Raw genomic sequence first — 15,500 nt, 5'->3', positions numbered from 1 at the left:
CGCAGCAGCAGGGAGGCCAGCGCGCAGACGAATGCCTTTTCTACACACAGCCCCAGCAGGGCCGGGCGGCGCGAGAGGGCAGCTCTCCAAAGCCCTGGCGACGCAAAAAGGGCCGGCGCCGCTGAATCGCGGCGTCGGCCCTCTACCGGGGCGCTTTGCCCCCTTTTGCGGCACAGTGTTCAAAGCCTGCTCCCGAAATAAGACTAGGCGTTGGTGGCAACGAAGTTGATGGCCTTGTCCAAAAAGAGATTGGGTTTGTAAGCCAGCTCCAGTTCCTTCCAGTCCGCTGGCAGTTCGTAGCCGATGATACCGGTGAGCTTTTTCCCCTTGGCAATGGTGCCGCTCAGGTCCTTGCCCTGCTCGTAGGAGGCGCTGATACTAAGGCTGATGGCCTCGTCGTCGGCATAGGCATCAAAGGAGGCGGCGGTGACGAGCAGTTCCTTATCCGAGCCATTTTCCACGGTGAACTCGCAGACAATAAAGGCGTTCCCATCAGCGGGTTTCAGGTACTGTGTGCCCTCGTTCTCCTCCACCCTGTTGAGGGTGATCTTCACGCCGTCCTCCTCGTAGGTCTCGCCCACGCCAAAGGAGGTCTTTTCCTCCACCTGTGAAGAAGCGCCCTCGCCCGACCCGTTCTCTCCGCTGGCGCTGGAACCGCAGCCGGCACAGATCACCAGGGCCGCCGCACAGAGCAGAGACAGCAAAATGCGTTTTTTCATCTTTCCAAAACTCCTCTCACTGGCAAAATGTCCCGGCCACATTTGCCGGGCGACCCTCCGGCTCGCATCCTCGGATGATCGCCCCCATTGTACGAAAAAACCGGGGCAAAGTCCTATGCCCCCAGCATAGGACTTTGCCCCGAAACACATGCCGTATGCCCTCCCATCCCTCACGGCACCCGGTAAAAGGCGTACCCGATCTGCACCAAAATGAGCAGGATCACCAGCCAGACAGCCAGGTAACACAGTCCCGCCAGCCAGCGCTGCCCCTGTCTGTCCAGCGCGCGAAAGGGGGGCCGGGTGCGAATTTCCCCCAGGTTCAGCCAATAGGCGGCGTGGGGGAGGAATATCCACAGGTAGATCAGGCAGCTGAAAATCGCCGCCCCCACCTGTGCAAAGGGACCGCTGGTGAGGGCGGTCCAGAGGACAAAGGCCCCAAAGGCCAAAAATGCCACCAGCCGCCAGGCGTTCTCCCGGCCGAACACGCTCTGCCACCGGCGGGGCGGTCCCCCCTCCTCCCCCGCAGAAGGGGCGCTGGAAAATGAGCTCGCCGTCAGATCCGCCGGCTCCACATCCGCCCAAGCGGGCAGTGGAGCGGCGGCGGCCGGCGATGTGGCCGCCGCCGGAAAAGCGCTTCCCTCCTCGGCGGGCAGTCCCGTCAGCGCCTGCTGCACCGCCCCCCGCAGCTGGGCGGCCGACTGGTACCGCTGGGCTGGATCAATGCGCAGGCAGCAGTCGATCACCCCCGCCAGGGGTCCCTTCCAGCGCTGCTCTTCCGGCAGCTTGCCGCAGAGCAGCCAGTTGGCCAGCGCCCCCAGGGCATAGAGATCGGTGCGGGCGTCGGTCTGGGCATAGCCGTACTGCTCAGGGGCGGCATAGCCCTTGGTCCCCAGGTAGACCGTGTCGTTTTTCTGCCGGGGATCGTACTGGCGGGCCGCCTCGAAGTCGATGAGAAAGAGCTGTCCATCCGGCCGCACCAGCACATTTTGCGGCTTGATGTCTCGGTGCACCAGCCCCGCCCGGTGCAGGGGCTCCAAAATGCTGCAGAGGGCAGAGAGCCACCGTCCCACCTGTGCCACCCCCAGCCGTCGCCGCCCTTCGGCGCAGCGGGCCATTGTCTCTCCGGGCACGTATTCCTCCAACACCACCGTCTCGCCCGCACACTGGTATAGGTCGTAGACCATGGGGGTGCCGGCAAAGTGCCGGTCCCGCAGCTGGGGATAGACGGTGTCCGCCCGGTGAATGGTCTTTTTCACCGCCACCAGACCGGTATTTTTGTCCCGCACCAGTTCCACTCTCGCCCGCTCGTTTTCAGAAAAGGTGTCCAGCACCTGATACCGATCTGCCAGGTAGTCGGTCAACTCTGTCATCGCTGTCTCATTCCTCGGCTCTGTAAATTCTCCTGCTGCGGGCCCTTGGCGAGGCGGCGCACGCCCCCTCGGACACGGCGCAGCGCAGGGCAATGGCCTCTTCGGAGCGGCCGCCCAAACCCCGGCGAAGAAGGGCGTCTCCCGCCCCTCTTTTCACCCACAGCTATTTTTTATTTTACCACAACCTGGATTAAAAGGCACTCAGCTGCCAGCATATTGCAGCGAGGGACGTGCTCCTATATAATGAAAGGTACTTCTTTCGCCCAGACAGGTTGGGCAGTTTCACAGAAAGGGCTGATTCCGTGTCCCAAAAATCCACCGGAGAGCTGCGCAACGAACTGCAAGAGGCGCCCTCTCTAGACGCCTATATCCGCGAGAACGAGGGGGAATTTTTACACAAGGAGTTCTCGCAGTACCTCGTCGAATGCCTGGCACTGCGGGGTCTGCGCAAGTCGGAGGTCATCCGCCGCAGCGGCTTGAGCGAGGTGTACGCCTATCAAATTCTGGCCGGCAAAAAGCGGGCCGAGCGGGACAAGCTCATCTGCCTGTGCCTGGGCGGCGGCCTCTGCGCCGACGAGTGCGATCGGGTTCTCCGCCTGGCCGGGCGGGGCAAACTCTACCCCCGCGACCGGCGCGACGCCATCTTGCTCTACTGCCTGGACAAGGGGCTCGGGGTGGCCGAGGCCGACGATCTGCTCTATGAGGCGGGGGAACCCACCCTTCTCAGCTAGTTTGCCCCCTGCAGAGCGCCATTAAAAAAGGAGGGATCCGCCGTGCGACCCATCCGCCGGGAAGAGCCTCTTCCCCAGCTGCGAAAGGCCCTCACCGCCGACTGCCGGCGCTGCTGCGGCCTCTGCTGCGCCGCCCTCTACCGCGCCCGCGCCGAGGGGTTCCCCGCCGAACTGCCCCCGGGCCGCCCCTGTCCCCACCTGGACGGGGAGTACCGCTGCGCCATCCACGGCCAGCTCACCGCCCGCGGCCTGCACGGCTGCACCGCTTACGACTGTTTGGGGGCCGGACAGCGGGCCGCCGCCACCTCCCCTGTTGACTGGCGACGCGACCCCGAAGAAAAGCGGCGGCTCTTTGCCCACTTCCTATCCCTGACCGCCCTCCACCAAATGCTCTGGTATCTGGCCGAGGCCGCCTCCCTCCTCCCTGCCCGCCCCCTTTGGGAGGAGGCGACGCAGCTCATTGGCGAGTGCTGGGCCCTTGGCGAGGAGAGCGCCCCTCTTGACGCCCTCCAGTTGGAGCAGCAGCGCGCGCGGGTCAACCGGTTGCTTCGCCCCGCCCACGAACAGACCCTGGCCGCCGCCGGGGGCCGTCCTTCCCCCTGCCAAAGCGCCGACTATTCGGGGCGCAAATTTCGAAAAACCGTCCTGCGGGGCCGCGATTTCTCCATGGCGCTCCTCCTGGGGACAGACCTCTCCGGCTGTGATCTCTGGGGCAGCAGCTTCCTGGGCGCCGACTTGCGGGGCGCCGATCTCTGCGGGGCCGATCTGCGAGGGAGCGCCTTTCTCACCCCCATCCAGCTGGGGGCTGCCCGGGGGGACGAGGAGACCCTCCTCCCGCCCTTTCTCTCCCGCCCCACCTCTTGGGGCCGCTCCAGCGGGTCCCAATGATCCCCGCTGCCCCCTCCACTCGGTACATCCTGCCTCCCCTTTTTCCCTTCTTCTTGCACATCTTCTCCCCATTTGCCGGCTTTTTGTGGTATAATAGCCGCAGAGCGGATATGATACCTGGGACGGCCAGGCAGATGCGCAAGCTGCGCTTGCTCCCTTCCCCATGGCCAAATACCACTGCGTGCTTCGCGCTTGTGGTATCATAGGGGCATAAGTAAACACGAGCAAAAATGAGTTTGAGGTGAGGAGATGGCAGCAAGAGCAAGGGCAAAAGCGAACGGCGGCCGGGGCCGCCAAAAGGGGTTCACCCTGGTGGAGGTCATCGTCGTCCTGGTCATTCTGGCGGTTCTGGCCGCCCTCCTCATCCCCTCCATGGTGGGCTGGATCGACAAGGCCCACAAGCGCGCCTGCGAGGCGAGCAAGGCCAGTTTGGCCCGCGACTTGCAGGCAGAGGAGATTTACCAGACCGAAGGTGGGGGCAAGCTCACCACCTCCCAGCTGCAGGAATTGGCCCAAGCATCTGAGTTTTACTGCAAGCAGGGCGGGGTCTATCACGTGCTGCGCAACGGCGCGGAGGAGATTCAGATCGTCTGCCCCCTGCACGACAGCGCCTACACCTTTGACATGAGCGAGGTCATTCGTGACCTCGTTGCAAACCCCGGCAGCGAGGAGCTCAAGGCCATGTTTCAGTCCTTCACCGGCGCCGGCAAGTACATTGACTCCACCAGCAAGCAGGGGACCAACCGGGAAAAGCTGGAGGGCGCCCTCAAAGAGGCGGGCTTTGACCTGCAGACCCAAGGGATACAGAGCTGGTCCTTCCAAGGGATGGGGAACGGCCAATTTCTGCTCTACTGGACCACTGAGGACCTGGTGGACTATCCGGTGGGCAGCCGGGTCAAGGTGATGCGCTACAATTCCCTCCGGGACACCTACACCGCCGGCTACATCACCGTGCGGGAGGCCCAACTGGAGGGAAAGGGCGAATACTACCCCGTGCTGGGCAGGGGCGACGCCTCCTGGAGCGAATTTGCCGGCATCCCCCAAAGCGAGGCGGACAAACAGCAGTTCGACACCATCTACCAGGTGTTCGGCCAGATGCCGGCCGGCGCCAACTGATCCACCTGTGCCAAAAGAGGGGGCGGGAGCAAGAAACTGCTCCCGCCCCCTCTTTCTTCTTCGCCGGGGCAACTGTGCCCCTGTTTTCAGCGGCCGATTCGGGGCAGGCCAGACACCCCTCCGCCAACTGGGAGCTGCCGCGCCGTCCGCCGCAATCGCCGCCGCATTGCCCTTGGAAAAAGTCCCGCCCCCGGCGGGGCAGACGGGCACAGAATTGAACGTCAAATCCCGTTTCAAATTTTTTATTCCCCGGCAAAAACCGGGCCCTGCCGTGCACCGCACACAGTGGGGCCCGGCTTTTTCCTGTCCGCCCTTCCGCCCCAGCTGTCCCCCCTCACTGGGGCAAAAAACCACTTAGGGCCGCCTCGTCAAGCACCCGGAAGCGCCGCTTTTCCCAACAAAAAATCCCCTCTCCGGCACAGGTGGCCACGGCCCGATTGACGCTGCGCAGCGGGGCACCCGCCTCCACCGTCAACACCTCTTTGGTCAGTTGGGGCAGCCTCCCGGCCCGGTGCCAAGCAGCCACAGTGCGCAGCACCCGCTCCTTCACCGTATAGCGGCCAAACTTGTCAAAGAGGACGGTGTTCTCGGTCAACTTGCGCACCAGTTGGGCCACCACGTACTGGGTAAAGTCAAAGTCGGCTCGCATCCACTCCAAAAAGGCGCCGCGGGAGAGGCGGTACAGCCGGCAGGGGCTGACCGCCGCCACATTGATGACGTTCTCCCGCCCGCAAAACACCTCGAACTCGCCGAAGAGACTGGGGGCGCAGTAGTGAAATACCGGCGACACCTGTCCCCGAACGCCCTGCAAATACCCCTCGGCGTCCCCCTCCAGGAGGATGTAGACGGCGCTGTTCTCCATCCCCTCCCAGAGGATGGGGGCCCGCCGCGCAAACGACACCTCTTCCAGCTGGCGCCTGACCGCCGCCGGAGCCGCCTCCAAAAAATCAATCAGTCCCTTCATGGCGCACCTCCAAACGAAACATCGTGTTTTGGTCAAGTGACCTGGATTTCACCATCGACCTCATTCTATACTGGGGAAAACCAACCGTCAACCGAGAGAGGAGAAGAGAGATGCGACACTTTATCATCGACACCGACACCGGAGGAGACGACGCCCTCGCCCTGATGATGATGCTTGCGGACAGCGACATACAGGTGGAGGCAGTCACCACCGTGTTCGGCAACGTGGACCTGGAACAGGCCACCCAAAACGCCCTGGCGACACTGGAATGGATGGGGGACGAACTGCCGCCGGTCTACAAGGGTGCCTCCCGCCCCCTGCTGCGCGAGCCCCTCACCACCGTACACGCCCACGGCAACGACGGCATGGGCGACTGCGGCCTGGTGCACCCCCACATCGCCCCCCAGGAGGGGCATGCGGTGGATGTGATCTGCCAGCTGGCCAAACGCTTCTCCGGTGAACTGGAAATCCTGATGATCGGGCCCGCCACCAACATTGCCCTTGCCCTGATGAAGGAGCCCGAAGCCATGCAGGGGGTCAAACACATCTACTCCATGGGAACCGGCGGGTACAGTCTGGGGATGGAGACCGCCGTGGCCGAGTTCAATGTGCTGGTGGACGCCGAGGCCTACGACGCGGTACTGCGAAGCGGAATTCCCCTCACCATCGCCGGGTTTGACCTCTGCCTGGGCGAGACCGCTTTCAGCGCCCAAGACATCGACCGTCTCAACCAGTCAGGCTCCACTCTGGCCTCGTTTGTGGTGCAGAGCAACCGGGTGCTGCTGGAGATGGCCACTGCCCGCCTGGGCTACCCCACCGTGCCCCTGCCCGATGCCCTCGCCGCAGCCGCAGCCCTCTGGCCAGACACGGTGCTAGAGGCGGAGGACCGCTTTTGCTATACCTGCTACCGGGAGGAGGCCACCTACGGCCAGGTCATCCCCTTCCTCCCCAACGCCGTCGCCACCGCCGGGGGCTATCAAAACAGGCCGGCCAACGCCCGCCTCATCAAGCGGATGGACGCCGCCCTTTTCAAGGAGCGCGTCTTGAAGATGCTGCTGGAATAAAACTCCAACCCGCCTTGCCCGGGCAAGGCGGGTTTTCCTGTCCTCTTCTCCGCCAGTCCTCCCGCCCTTTCCCCTAAAAACTGTGCAGGCTCCTTCTCCTCTTCCGACTGCCTTCACCTCTTTCCCTCCCCCTCACGCCGTCTTTGGCCCTCTTTTTCGCCTGAAAGAGCCCCTTTTCGGAAAGAATCTACGAAAAATAGAAAATTGCACACAACTGTTCATTGTGCTGCTTCGCAAATTTGATTATTATTCCAGCATGGAGGTGGCAAAGTGGACAAACTCAAGCGAGTAGCGGTGCAATTTTGGCTGCGACTCAGACTGGCCAGAGAGGCGCGTGGCCTGACCCAGGAAAAGATGGCGGAACTCTGCGGCATCAGTCCCCGCAACTATCACAACCTCGAAAACGGGCACACCAACCCCAGCCTGGCGACCGCTTTGCAGATTCCTTCCCAACTGGGCTTCAGTTTGGATGTCCTGCGAGAGGAGGCGATGTAGTTGCAATTCGAGTGCGCGGTGTTTCAGGAACTCCGCCAGGTTGCCGACAGCGGCACCTTTCTCACCTACGTCATCCACGTCTGGCACAGAGAGGGGACGGCAAATGCCTCCTCCGCCAGGTGTCCGACGTCTCGGTCTCCCGCCCCTTTGTCGAGCGGATCACCGCTCTGTGCAACCGGTACGAGCTGGTGCCGGAACACCTGATGGACGTGATCGAAGACGCCTTTGGAAAATAGGGTTTACCGCGTGAAAAGCCCCCTTTCAAGGGCTTTTTTCATCTCTGCTTCTCAAGAGAGTCATGGATTCTCCCCATCAACTGCTTTTAATGACCGCCCTTCTCCTCACCAAATTTCTCTTCTTTTCGACAAACTTTTCACGACAGTTCGCCCTCCTCTCCGCTAGGATGGGAAAAAGCCCATCCGATCAATAGGGAGATGTTGTCGTGAAAAAGTTGTTGGCTCTCTTGCTGGCAGCCGCCCTCTGCCTGGGCGGCTGCTCCTCCACCAAAGGCGACGGAAACGGCTCCTTGGCCCCCTCTTCTCCGGCTACCGCCTCCAGCGAAGTCTCTTCCAGCAGGGTTTCCCCCTCTGCTTCCAGCAGCCAGTCGCCCTCCAGCTCTCAGCCCTCCTCGGCTATCGCAGTCCCCAAAAGCGCTTCTTCAGCTCCGTCCAAACCGGCGTCTTCCACCGCCGCACCCTCCCAACCGCCGGCCGAAGCCCCCGCCCCTGCCGCTTCTCCCAGTAGTTCCGCCGCCCCTTCGCCAGAACCCACGCAGAGCGTCACCGTCTACGTGACCAAGACGGGGGAAAAATACCACCGCGCCGGCTGCCAGTACTTAAAAAAGAGCTGCATTCCCATCTCGCTGGACGACGCCAAGCGCAGTTATAGTCCCTGCTCCAAGTGCAACCCGCCGCGGTAAAACTTTAAGAGAGCGGGCTCCTTGCGGATTCTTTTGAAATAAGGGAAGCAGTTTTCCACACGGGCGTCTTTTACTGAAAAAGCAAACAAGCCTGACCGCGGTTTGTGATTGGGCTTGTTTGTCGAGCAAAGAAGAGAGTTGTGGCTCTTTTTTGCCCGATGGGCTTGGCGCTGTGCCCGTACAAAATGCGCGCCATGCGCGTACGGGCGAATGCCCCCGATTGTCTGGCTCTTAATTTGCTCGGACAGCCTTTTGCGCCGCAGTACTCGCCTCATCCCTTACCGCCACTAACTCTGGGAAAACAGCAGATGGGAGAGATTGGCCGCTGCCATTCAGGAGGATGGTAGCATCGTTTGGTCTGTCTCCAACGCTCCAGACCAAACCGCCGTAAAAGCGCACTCGCCTACCCAGCAATCCGCCGTGTTCGCTATGCCAAAAACCTCAAGCCCATCACCTTTCTCCCATTGAAGTCCAGTGTCGTCTCTCTCGTCCCGTTGTATCACACAGCAGGGATCGCGCTGCTTTTGTCCGCGGACTGTACGCTTATGTGCCAGCCCCTCCCCCGACAACGCGCAACGACAGCCCGGCCCAATATAAACAAAGCATCATCTCGAGCTGATTGGAATGCACCCTTTATTGCATTTCGCGGGACAACACCTTCCAGTTAAATACAGATTCAAACCCCATAAAGCAAACAACTGTGGCCTGTTTGGGGAAACACTGATAAAAAGGTACCATCTCTAAAAATCGGCTTCCTGTGCGTATTCCGCATAATCTTCCAAAACGCTGTCATTCATGTGAGAAAGGTTCCGTTCGCCGCCTAGCTCTTTTATTGCGTCATATGACAAGTAGGAACACGATTCTGCCATTGGCCCACTCTCCATCAGCGCAAAAACAGGGCGGGACATTTCCTGAAGAACTTTTCTACGACGGGTAATCGGAGCGACAATATGGGCTTTAATTTTCAAGTTTGGCTGTAAACTCATTAAATCTGCCATTCGCAAAAGGCCAGAATACACCGAGGTAGAATGCTCTACCTCGAATGCACGGGTGATCGCGTTCCGTCGAATCCAGAGAACATCTATATTCTCAATCGTTCTCAAGGTTACACTGTCGTAATTCAGGGGCAGATGCTCCAATAAAACATTGTCATCAGCGGGGCGCCATATCTCTAAGACCCGCTGGTGATCTGTATTGGGAAGCCAAATACGAAAACCCATCGATTCGCCGATTTTTGCGAGCGCAGCCTGAATTTGTGTATGCTCTGTCTCTGTCCCGCGCCGATTGGAAGGTCTATTTTCCCCATCTGGGATAGATACTGCGATCTGTCCAGTCCCTGAGTTGATCACCGAAGGCCAGAGCTTTTTCTTTTCGGCGTCAGTCAGCGGGTAACTTTGCAACTCCCTGCTCTGAGTTGTCAAAAGGGCCTCTAAATACTGTCCGTCCTCTTCAGAAAGCTTTGTCAAACTGCTGCGCACCATGCCTGTCCAGAAACGGCTGTCTCGGCGCAAATCCCTTGTAAATGAAAGATGTCTCCAACAAATTTCGCTGTTGATGGGGATGCCAGCCTCCGGCTCAAGCCAGACCTTGGTCGACACGCGAAAGCGGATGACAAATGGATCATTGGACTGCATGAAAATGGGGTGGTCATCTATAAAATAGTCGGAAGAAATCTCAAAAACGCCCACCCAGCGGGAGAGCTTTGTCATATAGCAGATAAATTTATCTCCAGGCTTAATATTGGCGGCAATCCTTCGCCGGTTTTCCCTAAATCCAGAAATTCCTCGGTTGGAACTAGAAAAAGCCAAATATGTTTCAGGTGAAAACAAGTCAATATAGTATGACATCTTTCATACCCGCCTTTACAATAATAATGCAATGCATATTATCAAAAGGGATACTTTTATTTAAACGATCCCTCTATCACAACGAAAAACTGCAATTATAACATAAGTATAGACCTCCAGAGCAGAAAGAGCAAGAATGCCGTGCCAAAAAGAGAGGCTTCTCAACAAAAGGGGCATTTTAGGTTTCAAGCAGATACCGCCATAAACGTCAAAAAGCCCGACACGCGAATTGCGTGTCGGGACTCTCTTCTTGGGTTTGGGTTACAAAAAAGATACCCGTCTGCCAAAGTAAAAAAGAGAATTTCGGGTTCAGAATAAAGCTGTTATCATTTTTGCATTGCGCTTTTTTTAAGAGTTTTATTTTGGATGTGTCATTTTTGGGGGCCCAATTCCGATCTCTATTCAGTTTTTTTGCAGCCGACTGTGATCATAGTAATATACTCGTCACGGCTTTGCAGGGACATTTCGTTTAGGCCCTCCTCATAGGAATATCCAACCAGCTCCATTTGGTTTTCCTCTGCAAAAGTGCAGATGTTTTGGTAAACCTTCTCCAACTTTTTCCACCCTCCCAGACAAAAGGCCCGCAGATATGTCCCAGCAGGCCGCACCGTGTCGTAAACTTCTGTATCCTCCCTGCCGTAGGCAAAAAAGCAGTCGTAATCGGCATAGTTTCTGGCTGCGATCTTCTCGACTGAAATTCGGCTTCCGAAATTGTCATAAAGGCCGAAGATGGATTTTAACCGCAAAGAAAAATCTCCCGCAACAGCAAAATCGCTGTCGTCATAGGCCCCGGTAATCGGGGCACTGAGCAAAATGCGCTGTTCGGGAAGTGTGACCACTTCGATCTCCCCCTCTTTAGCTGTAAGGCTTAAGGACAGTTTTTGAGATTTTTGTTCCAAAAAGGCTTTCGTGTTCAGAAGCTCCCGAATGGATTTGTCAATCAGGGCTTTTCTCTCTTCGATCAGCTCCGCGAAGGAAGCGCCCAATGTCCTTTGCTGATAACGGACGATCTCTTCAATGGATAAGCCGATCTTTCGCAGGATCAAAATCAGCTCCAGCTGTACTGTCTGAAAACAGGTGTAGTAGCGGTAGCCGTTTTCCCCTTTGATTTCGGGAGAAAACAGCCCGATCTCATCGTAATAGTGCAGCGTGCGCTTGTTGACGCCGTTGAGTTTGGCAAATTGCCCTGTGGTATATAAATATTTTTTCTTTGTCATCACAAGCCCCTTGACATTACAGTTACTGTATCGTTTATCATACCGAATAGTGAAGAAAATTGCAAGGGCGGCGTATGAAGATGGAAATTTTAAATGCAAATCAAAAACCATGGAAAGAGATAAAAGAGATTTATATGGAAGCCTTTCCCAAGTCAGAGCGAAAACCTTTTTTTACGGTTCGGCGTTCTGTAAACAGAGGGAAGGCACTGCTGCTGACAGCAACGGAGAATGAAGTTTTGCAGGGCTTTGTGATGGCGATTCCCTACAAAAACATGGTGATGGTGGATTATCTGGCGGTTTCTTCAAAAATCCGCAGCCGCGGGACCGGCAGTCGAATCCTACAGGAGATATGCCGATACTTTCCCGGCAAAAAAATCGTTTTGCTGATCGAGCGGCTGGACGACACCGCCGAAAACAAAGGCCAGCGGATTGCCCGCAGACGATTTTATTTCAAAAACGGCTTCACCTCGTCGGACATTTACATCGCCGGGCGCAGCGGAGATATGGAAATTTTAAACTTTGGCGGCACCGTATCTAAGCAGGAGTATATGGACTTACAGCAGTACGCTTTAGGGAAGCTGATGTTCCGGCTGTCTGGCATCCGGCTTGCCGTCTGAGAAAGGGGTATTTTATGAGCACTATTTTTTCAAAGGTGAAATTGAAAGGGCGGCAGATCGTCCTGCTGTCCGTGCTGGTTTTGTTTGCAGCTGTCGCAGAAATGATGCTGCCCTCTCTGCTCGCCCAAATGATCAACAGCGGGGTGGCCGATTCTTCCCGCAGCACGGTGTTGATCCTTGCTGCTGTTATGGCGGGAGTCACAGTACTGGCCTGTGTCGTCAATTTTTTGTCGGTGAAAATCGCGTCCCGCATTTCCACGGACTTCTCCGCAGCGCTTCGCGGGCAGGTTTTTGAAAAGGTGCAGAGCTTTTCGGCTGCGGAACTGGACAAGTTCGGTACGGCCAGCCTGGTCACGCGAAGCACATCGGATATTACCAACGTGCAAAACTTTCTTACCCTGCTTTTGCGCATCGGCATCCTTGCGCCGATGATGGCGGTGGCGGGCTTGATTTTCTCCGCCGCCACCGGCGGACAGGTCAGTTCTGTCCTTACCGTTGCGATCCCGGTATTATTGGTGGGGTGTGGCATTGTCATTCTGTTTGCTTCCCGCTATTCTGTAAAACTTAGAAAAAAACTGGACCGTCTCAATCAGCTGTTTCTGGAATCACTGGAGGGGGTCCGGGTCATCCGCGCTTTCAATAAACAGCAGGCGGAAAGCCGCCGTTTCGGCGAGGCGAACGCCGACTATGCAGCGACCGCCATGCTGTCCGGCCGGATCACCAGCCTTTTGCTGCCGCTCATCAATGTGATTTTCGGCGTGACCACAGCGGCGGTTTTAGGACTTGGCGCCCATTATGTTGAAACCGGCGCTATGGAGGTCGGTTCCCTGGTGGCGAACAGCCAGTATATCAGCATGGTGCTGATGTCGGTGATGATGCTGGCCCTTGTCATCATGATGTTTCCCACGGCATATGCCTGCGCAGGGCGTATTGCAGAGGTACTGGAGACAGAAGCCACGATTCGGGACGGCTCGTTTTCCCTGTCGGAGCGCCCGCTCCGCTCCACGGTGGAATTTCGTCATGTGACCTTTGCTTACCCCGGCGCACAGGAGCCGATTTTAAAAGACATCAGCTTTGAAGCCCATCCCGGAGAGATCACCGCCATTATTGGCGGGACAGGGCGGGGCAAATCCAGTATTTTAAAGCTGATCCCCCGCCTGTACGATCCCCTGTTCGGAGAGGTTTTGATTGACGGCGTAAATGCCAAGGAATATGCCGTGGACGACCTCCGCTCCCTGATTGGCTATGTCCCCCAGAAAAACGTTCTGTTTTCCGGCGATATTGCCTCCAACCTCAATTTTGGAAAAGAGGACGGCGCGCAGCAGGATTGGCAGGCGGCAGCGAAAGTTGCGTGCGCCGAGGAATTTATCCTGAAAAAGGGAAATGGGTATCATGACCGGATCGCCCAAGGGGGGACAAACCTTTCCGGCGGACAGCGCCAGCGGATGGCGATTGCAAGAGCGATTATGAAACAGCCCGAAATCTATGTGTTTGACGACAGCTTTTCCGCTTTGGATATGAAAACCGACCAAACACTCCGCAAAAACCTGAAAGCAGCCATGGGAGACGCCACCATTATTCTGGTGGCGCAGCGGGTGAGCACGATTTTGGACGCCGACCGCATTCTGGTCGTTGACGATGGAATGATCGTCGGCCAGGGAACGCATCAGGAGCTTTTGAAAAGCTGCCCCCTCTACCGCGAAATTGCCGAGATCCAGTTGGGAAAGGAGTGTATCTGACATGAAAACCCATACCTTCAAACGGCTGCTAGGGTATCTGAAAGGCCATAGGCTGCGGTTGTTTTTCGTCCTGCTGTTCGCTTCTGTCAGCACCATTTTCACCGTGATGGCCCCGTTTGTGATCGGCAAGGTCACAACGACCCTGTTTGACAGCATCCGGGACGGCGTGTTTTATTGGGAAACCATTCTCTGGCTGCTGGCAGCGTTGGTGGGCCTCTATCTGATTTCCCAGTTCTTTTCGTTTTTGCAGGGATTTCACATGGCGAAGGTCACCGCCAATGTCATGCGTGAGATCCGAAGCGACATTGACGGGAAAATGCACCGGTTGAAACTGAACTACTACGACACCCATACCCATGGCGACATTCTCAGCGTAATCACCAACGATGTGGATACCATCAATAATACTGTCAGTCAGAACCTGACCTCCATCGTTACGCAGGTCATCACTGCAATCGGCATCCTTTTGATGATGCTGGCGATCAGCCCGAAACTGACCATCATTCCCATCATCATGGTGCCGCTGTCGCTGCTCAGCGCGGCGGGTGTGATGAAATCCAGCGGCAGGCATTATGAAAAACAGCAGCAGCTGCTGGGTCAGCTCAACGGATACATTGAAGAAATGTACAACGGCCAGCAGGTCATTCAGTCTTTCAGCTATCAGGACCGGGCAAAGCAGCGTTTTTCTGTCTTGAATGAGGAGCTGAAAAACAGTTCCTACAAAGCGGAAACAACTGCGGGGGCCGTCAGCCCGATCACCACTCTGGTCAACGATATGGGCTATGTGGTTTGCGCTGTCATCGGCTGTCTGAGCGCCATCGGCGGGCGGATCACAGTGGGAAATGTACAGGCTATGCTGGAGTACACCCGCCGGTTTGCCGAGCCGTTTTCCTCGCTGGCCGGCATGGCGGGCAGCTTCGGCGCGGCCAAGGCCGCCGGGGACCGCATTTTTGCCCTGCTGGACGCGGAGGAGGAGCTGCCGGACGCAGAACACGGCATCATTCCCAAAGACCGCTCCGGCAGCGTGACGCTCCAAAATGTTCAGTTCGGGTATACGCCTGACCGAATGCTGATGAACGGTGTAAATCTGATAGTCAAGCCCGGCCAGAAGGTGGCGATCGTGGGGCCGACCGGCGCGGGAAAAACCACCCTGATCAACCTGCTCATGCGCTTTTATGAGATCAACGGCGGCGCTATCATGGTGGACGGCGTCAATATACAGGATATGCCCAGGAAGGAGCTGCGGGACCGCTTCGGCATGGTGCTGCAGGACACCTGGCTTTTCGAGGGGACGATTGCCGACAACCTTGGATACGCACAGGAACAGATGGACAGGAACAAAATCATTGCCGCGGCAAAATCGGCCTGTGCGCATAATTTTATCAAAACGCTGCCCGGCGGATATGATATGGTGCTTTCTAAAGGAGCAGAAAACATTTCTCAGGGAGAGCGCCAGCTGCTCACCATCGCCCGTGCCATCGCTTCCGACCCGGAAATCATGATCCTGGATGAGGCGACAAGCAATGTGGACGCCCATACAGAGGTTTTGATCCAGCGCGCCATGGCGCAGCTGATGAAAGGACGCACCAGCTTTGTCATCGCCCACAGGCTTTCCACCATCCGCGACGCCGATATGATTTTGTATATGGAGGATGGTGGGATCAGGGAAGTTGGAAATCACGATGAACTGATGGCAAGGGACGGGAAATATGCCGCCCTTTATAACAGTCAATTTGCATAATCATGATTTTCATAAAACAACCGTCAAATTTACGTTTAAACAATATATAGAATCAACTTTCCCGTGGGTGGCC

Annotated in this window: 15 protein-coding genes; 10 read left to right on the top strand and 5 right to left on the bottom strand. The window is 57.0% G+C overall.

What is annotated here, in order from left to right; genetic code table 11:
* Window positions 1–203: 203 nt before the first annotated feature.
* A complete protein-coding gene (locus tag HJY11_RS11585) occupies window positions 204–719 on the bottom strand; it encodes a DUF4352 domain-containing protein (protein ID WP_208076118.1) in 516 nt (171 codons plus the stop codon).
* Window positions 720–889: 170 nt separating this feature from the next.
* On the bottom strand, window positions 890–2,089 hold the full coding sequence (locus HJY11_RS11580; RefSeq protein ID WP_208076117.1) for a serine/threonine protein kinase: 1,200 nt from the start codon (window positions 2,087–2,089) through the stop codon (window positions 890–892).
* Window positions 2,090–2,391: 302 nt separating this feature from the next.
* Between HJY11_RS11580 and HJY11_RS11575 the strand changes: the two genes are divergently transcribed.
* From HJY11_RS11575 to HJY11_RS11565, 3 genes are all read left to right on the top strand, one after another.
* Window positions 2,392–2,820 (top strand): XRE family transcriptional regulator, encoded by a 429-nt coding sequence (locus HJY11_RS11575; RefSeq protein ID WP_208076116.1) that lies wholly within the window; start codon window positions 2,392–2,394, stop codon window positions 2,818–2,820.
* Between the two features lie 42 nt (window positions 2,821–2,862).
* Window positions 2,863–3,708 carry a pentapeptide repeat-containing protein gene (locus HJY11_RS15695; protein ID WP_208076115.1) on the top strand — a complete coding sequence of 282 codons (846 nt, stop codon included), beginning with the start codon at window positions 2,863–2,865 and terminating at the stop codon, window positions 3,706–3,708.
* A 249-nt stretch (window positions 3,709–3,957) separates the two neighbouring features.
* The gene (locus HJY11_RS11565) at window positions 3,958–4,824 is read left to right on the top strand and encodes a prepilin-type N-terminal cleavage/methylation domain-containing protein (protein WP_208076114.1); all 867 of its coding nucleotides are present in this window, start codon (window positions 3,958–3,960) and stop codon (window positions 4,822–4,824) included.
* 334 nt (window positions 4,825–5,158) lie between these two features.
* Here the strand turns inward: HJY11_RS11565 and HJY11_RS11560 are convergent, their stop codons facing one another.
* Window positions 5,159–5,788, bottom strand: a complete 630-nt coding sequence (locus HJY11_RS11560) for a Crp/Fnr family transcriptional regulator (protein WP_208076113.1) — start codon at window positions 5,786–5,788, stop codon at window positions 5,159–5,161.
* Between the two features lie 110 nt (window positions 5,789–5,898).
* On the opposite strand from HJY11_RS11560, the gene HJY11_RS11555 reads away from it, so the two are divergent.
* From HJY11_RS11555 to HJY11_RS11545, 4 genes are all read left to right on the top strand, one after another.
* On the top strand, window positions 5,899–6,852 hold the full coding sequence (locus tag HJY11_RS11555) for a nucleoside hydrolase (RefSeq protein WP_208076112.1): 954 nt from the start codon (window positions 5,899–5,901) through the stop codon (window positions 6,850–6,852).
* A 270-nt stretch (window positions 6,853–7,122) separates the two neighbouring features.
* Window positions 7,123–7,347 carry a helix-turn-helix transcriptional regulator gene (locus HJY11_RS15240; RefSeq protein WP_208076111.1) on the top strand — a complete coding sequence of 75 codons (225 nt, stop codon included), beginning with the start codon at window positions 7,123–7,125 and terminating at the stop codon, window positions 7,345–7,347.
* A gap of 119 nt (window positions 7,348–7,466) precedes the next feature.
* Window positions 7,467–7,583, top strand: a complete 117-nt coding sequence (locus tag HJY11_RS15235; protein ID WP_243764458.1) for a DUF6514 family protein — start codon at window positions 7,467–7,469, stop codon at window positions 7,581–7,583.
* Window positions 7,584–7,789: 206 nt separating this feature from the next.
* Window positions 7,790–8,266 (top strand): hypothetical protein, encoded by a 477-nt coding sequence (locus HJY11_RS11545; protein ID WP_208076110.1) that lies wholly within the window; start codon window positions 7,790–7,792, stop codon window positions 8,264–8,266.
* Window positions 8,267–9,006: 740 nt separating this feature from the next.
* On the opposite strand, the gene HJY11_RS11540 is transcribed toward HJY11_RS11545, so the two are convergent.
* Window positions 9,007–10,113 (bottom strand): hypothetical protein, encoded by a 1,107-nt coding sequence (locus tag HJY11_RS11540; protein WP_208076109.1) that lies wholly within the window; start codon window positions 10,111–10,113, stop codon window positions 9,007–9,009.
* A 398-nt stretch (window positions 10,114–10,511) separates the two neighbouring features.
* Window positions 10,512–11,330, bottom strand: coding sequence for a MerR family transcriptional regulator (locus HJY11_RS11535; protein ID WP_208076108.1), 819 nt, complete (start codon window positions 11,328–11,330; stop codon window positions 10,512–10,514).
* 80 nt (window positions 11,331–11,410) lie between these two features.
* Here HJY11_RS11535 and HJY11_RS11530 point away from each other — a divergent pair, with 80 nt between their 5' ends.
* The 3 genes from HJY11_RS11530 to HJY11_RS11520 are packed head-to-tail and all read left to right on the top strand — an operon-like array spanning window position 11,411 to window position 15,427.
* Complete coding sequence (locus HJY11_RS11530) at window positions 11,411–11,947, top strand: GNAT family N-acetyltransferase (protein ID WP_208076107.1); 537 nt, start codon at window positions 11,411–11,413, stop codon at window positions 11,945–11,947.
* Window positions 11,948–11,961: 14 nt separating this feature from the next.
* Entirely contained in the window at window positions 11,962–13,686 is a 1,725-nt protein-coding gene (locus tag HJY11_RS11525; RefSeq protein WP_208076106.1) for an ABC transporter ATP-binding protein, read from the top strand.
* 1 nt (window position 13,687) lies between these two features.
* A complete protein-coding gene (locus HJY11_RS11520; protein ID WP_208076105.1) occupies window positions 13,688–15,427 on the top strand; it encodes an ABC transporter ATP-binding protein in 1,740 nt (579 codons plus the stop codon).
* Window positions 15,428–15,500 lie beyond the last annotated feature (73 nt).

It is taken from the genome of Bittarella massiliensis (ex Durand et al. 2017) (assembly GCF_017566145.1).
GTDB lineage: Bacteria > Bacillota > Clostridia > Oscillospirales > Ruminococcaceae > Bittarella > Bittarella massiliensis_A.
The sequence above is the reverse complement of the archived record's forward strand: the minus strand, read 5'-3'. Positions and strand labels throughout refer to the sequence as shown.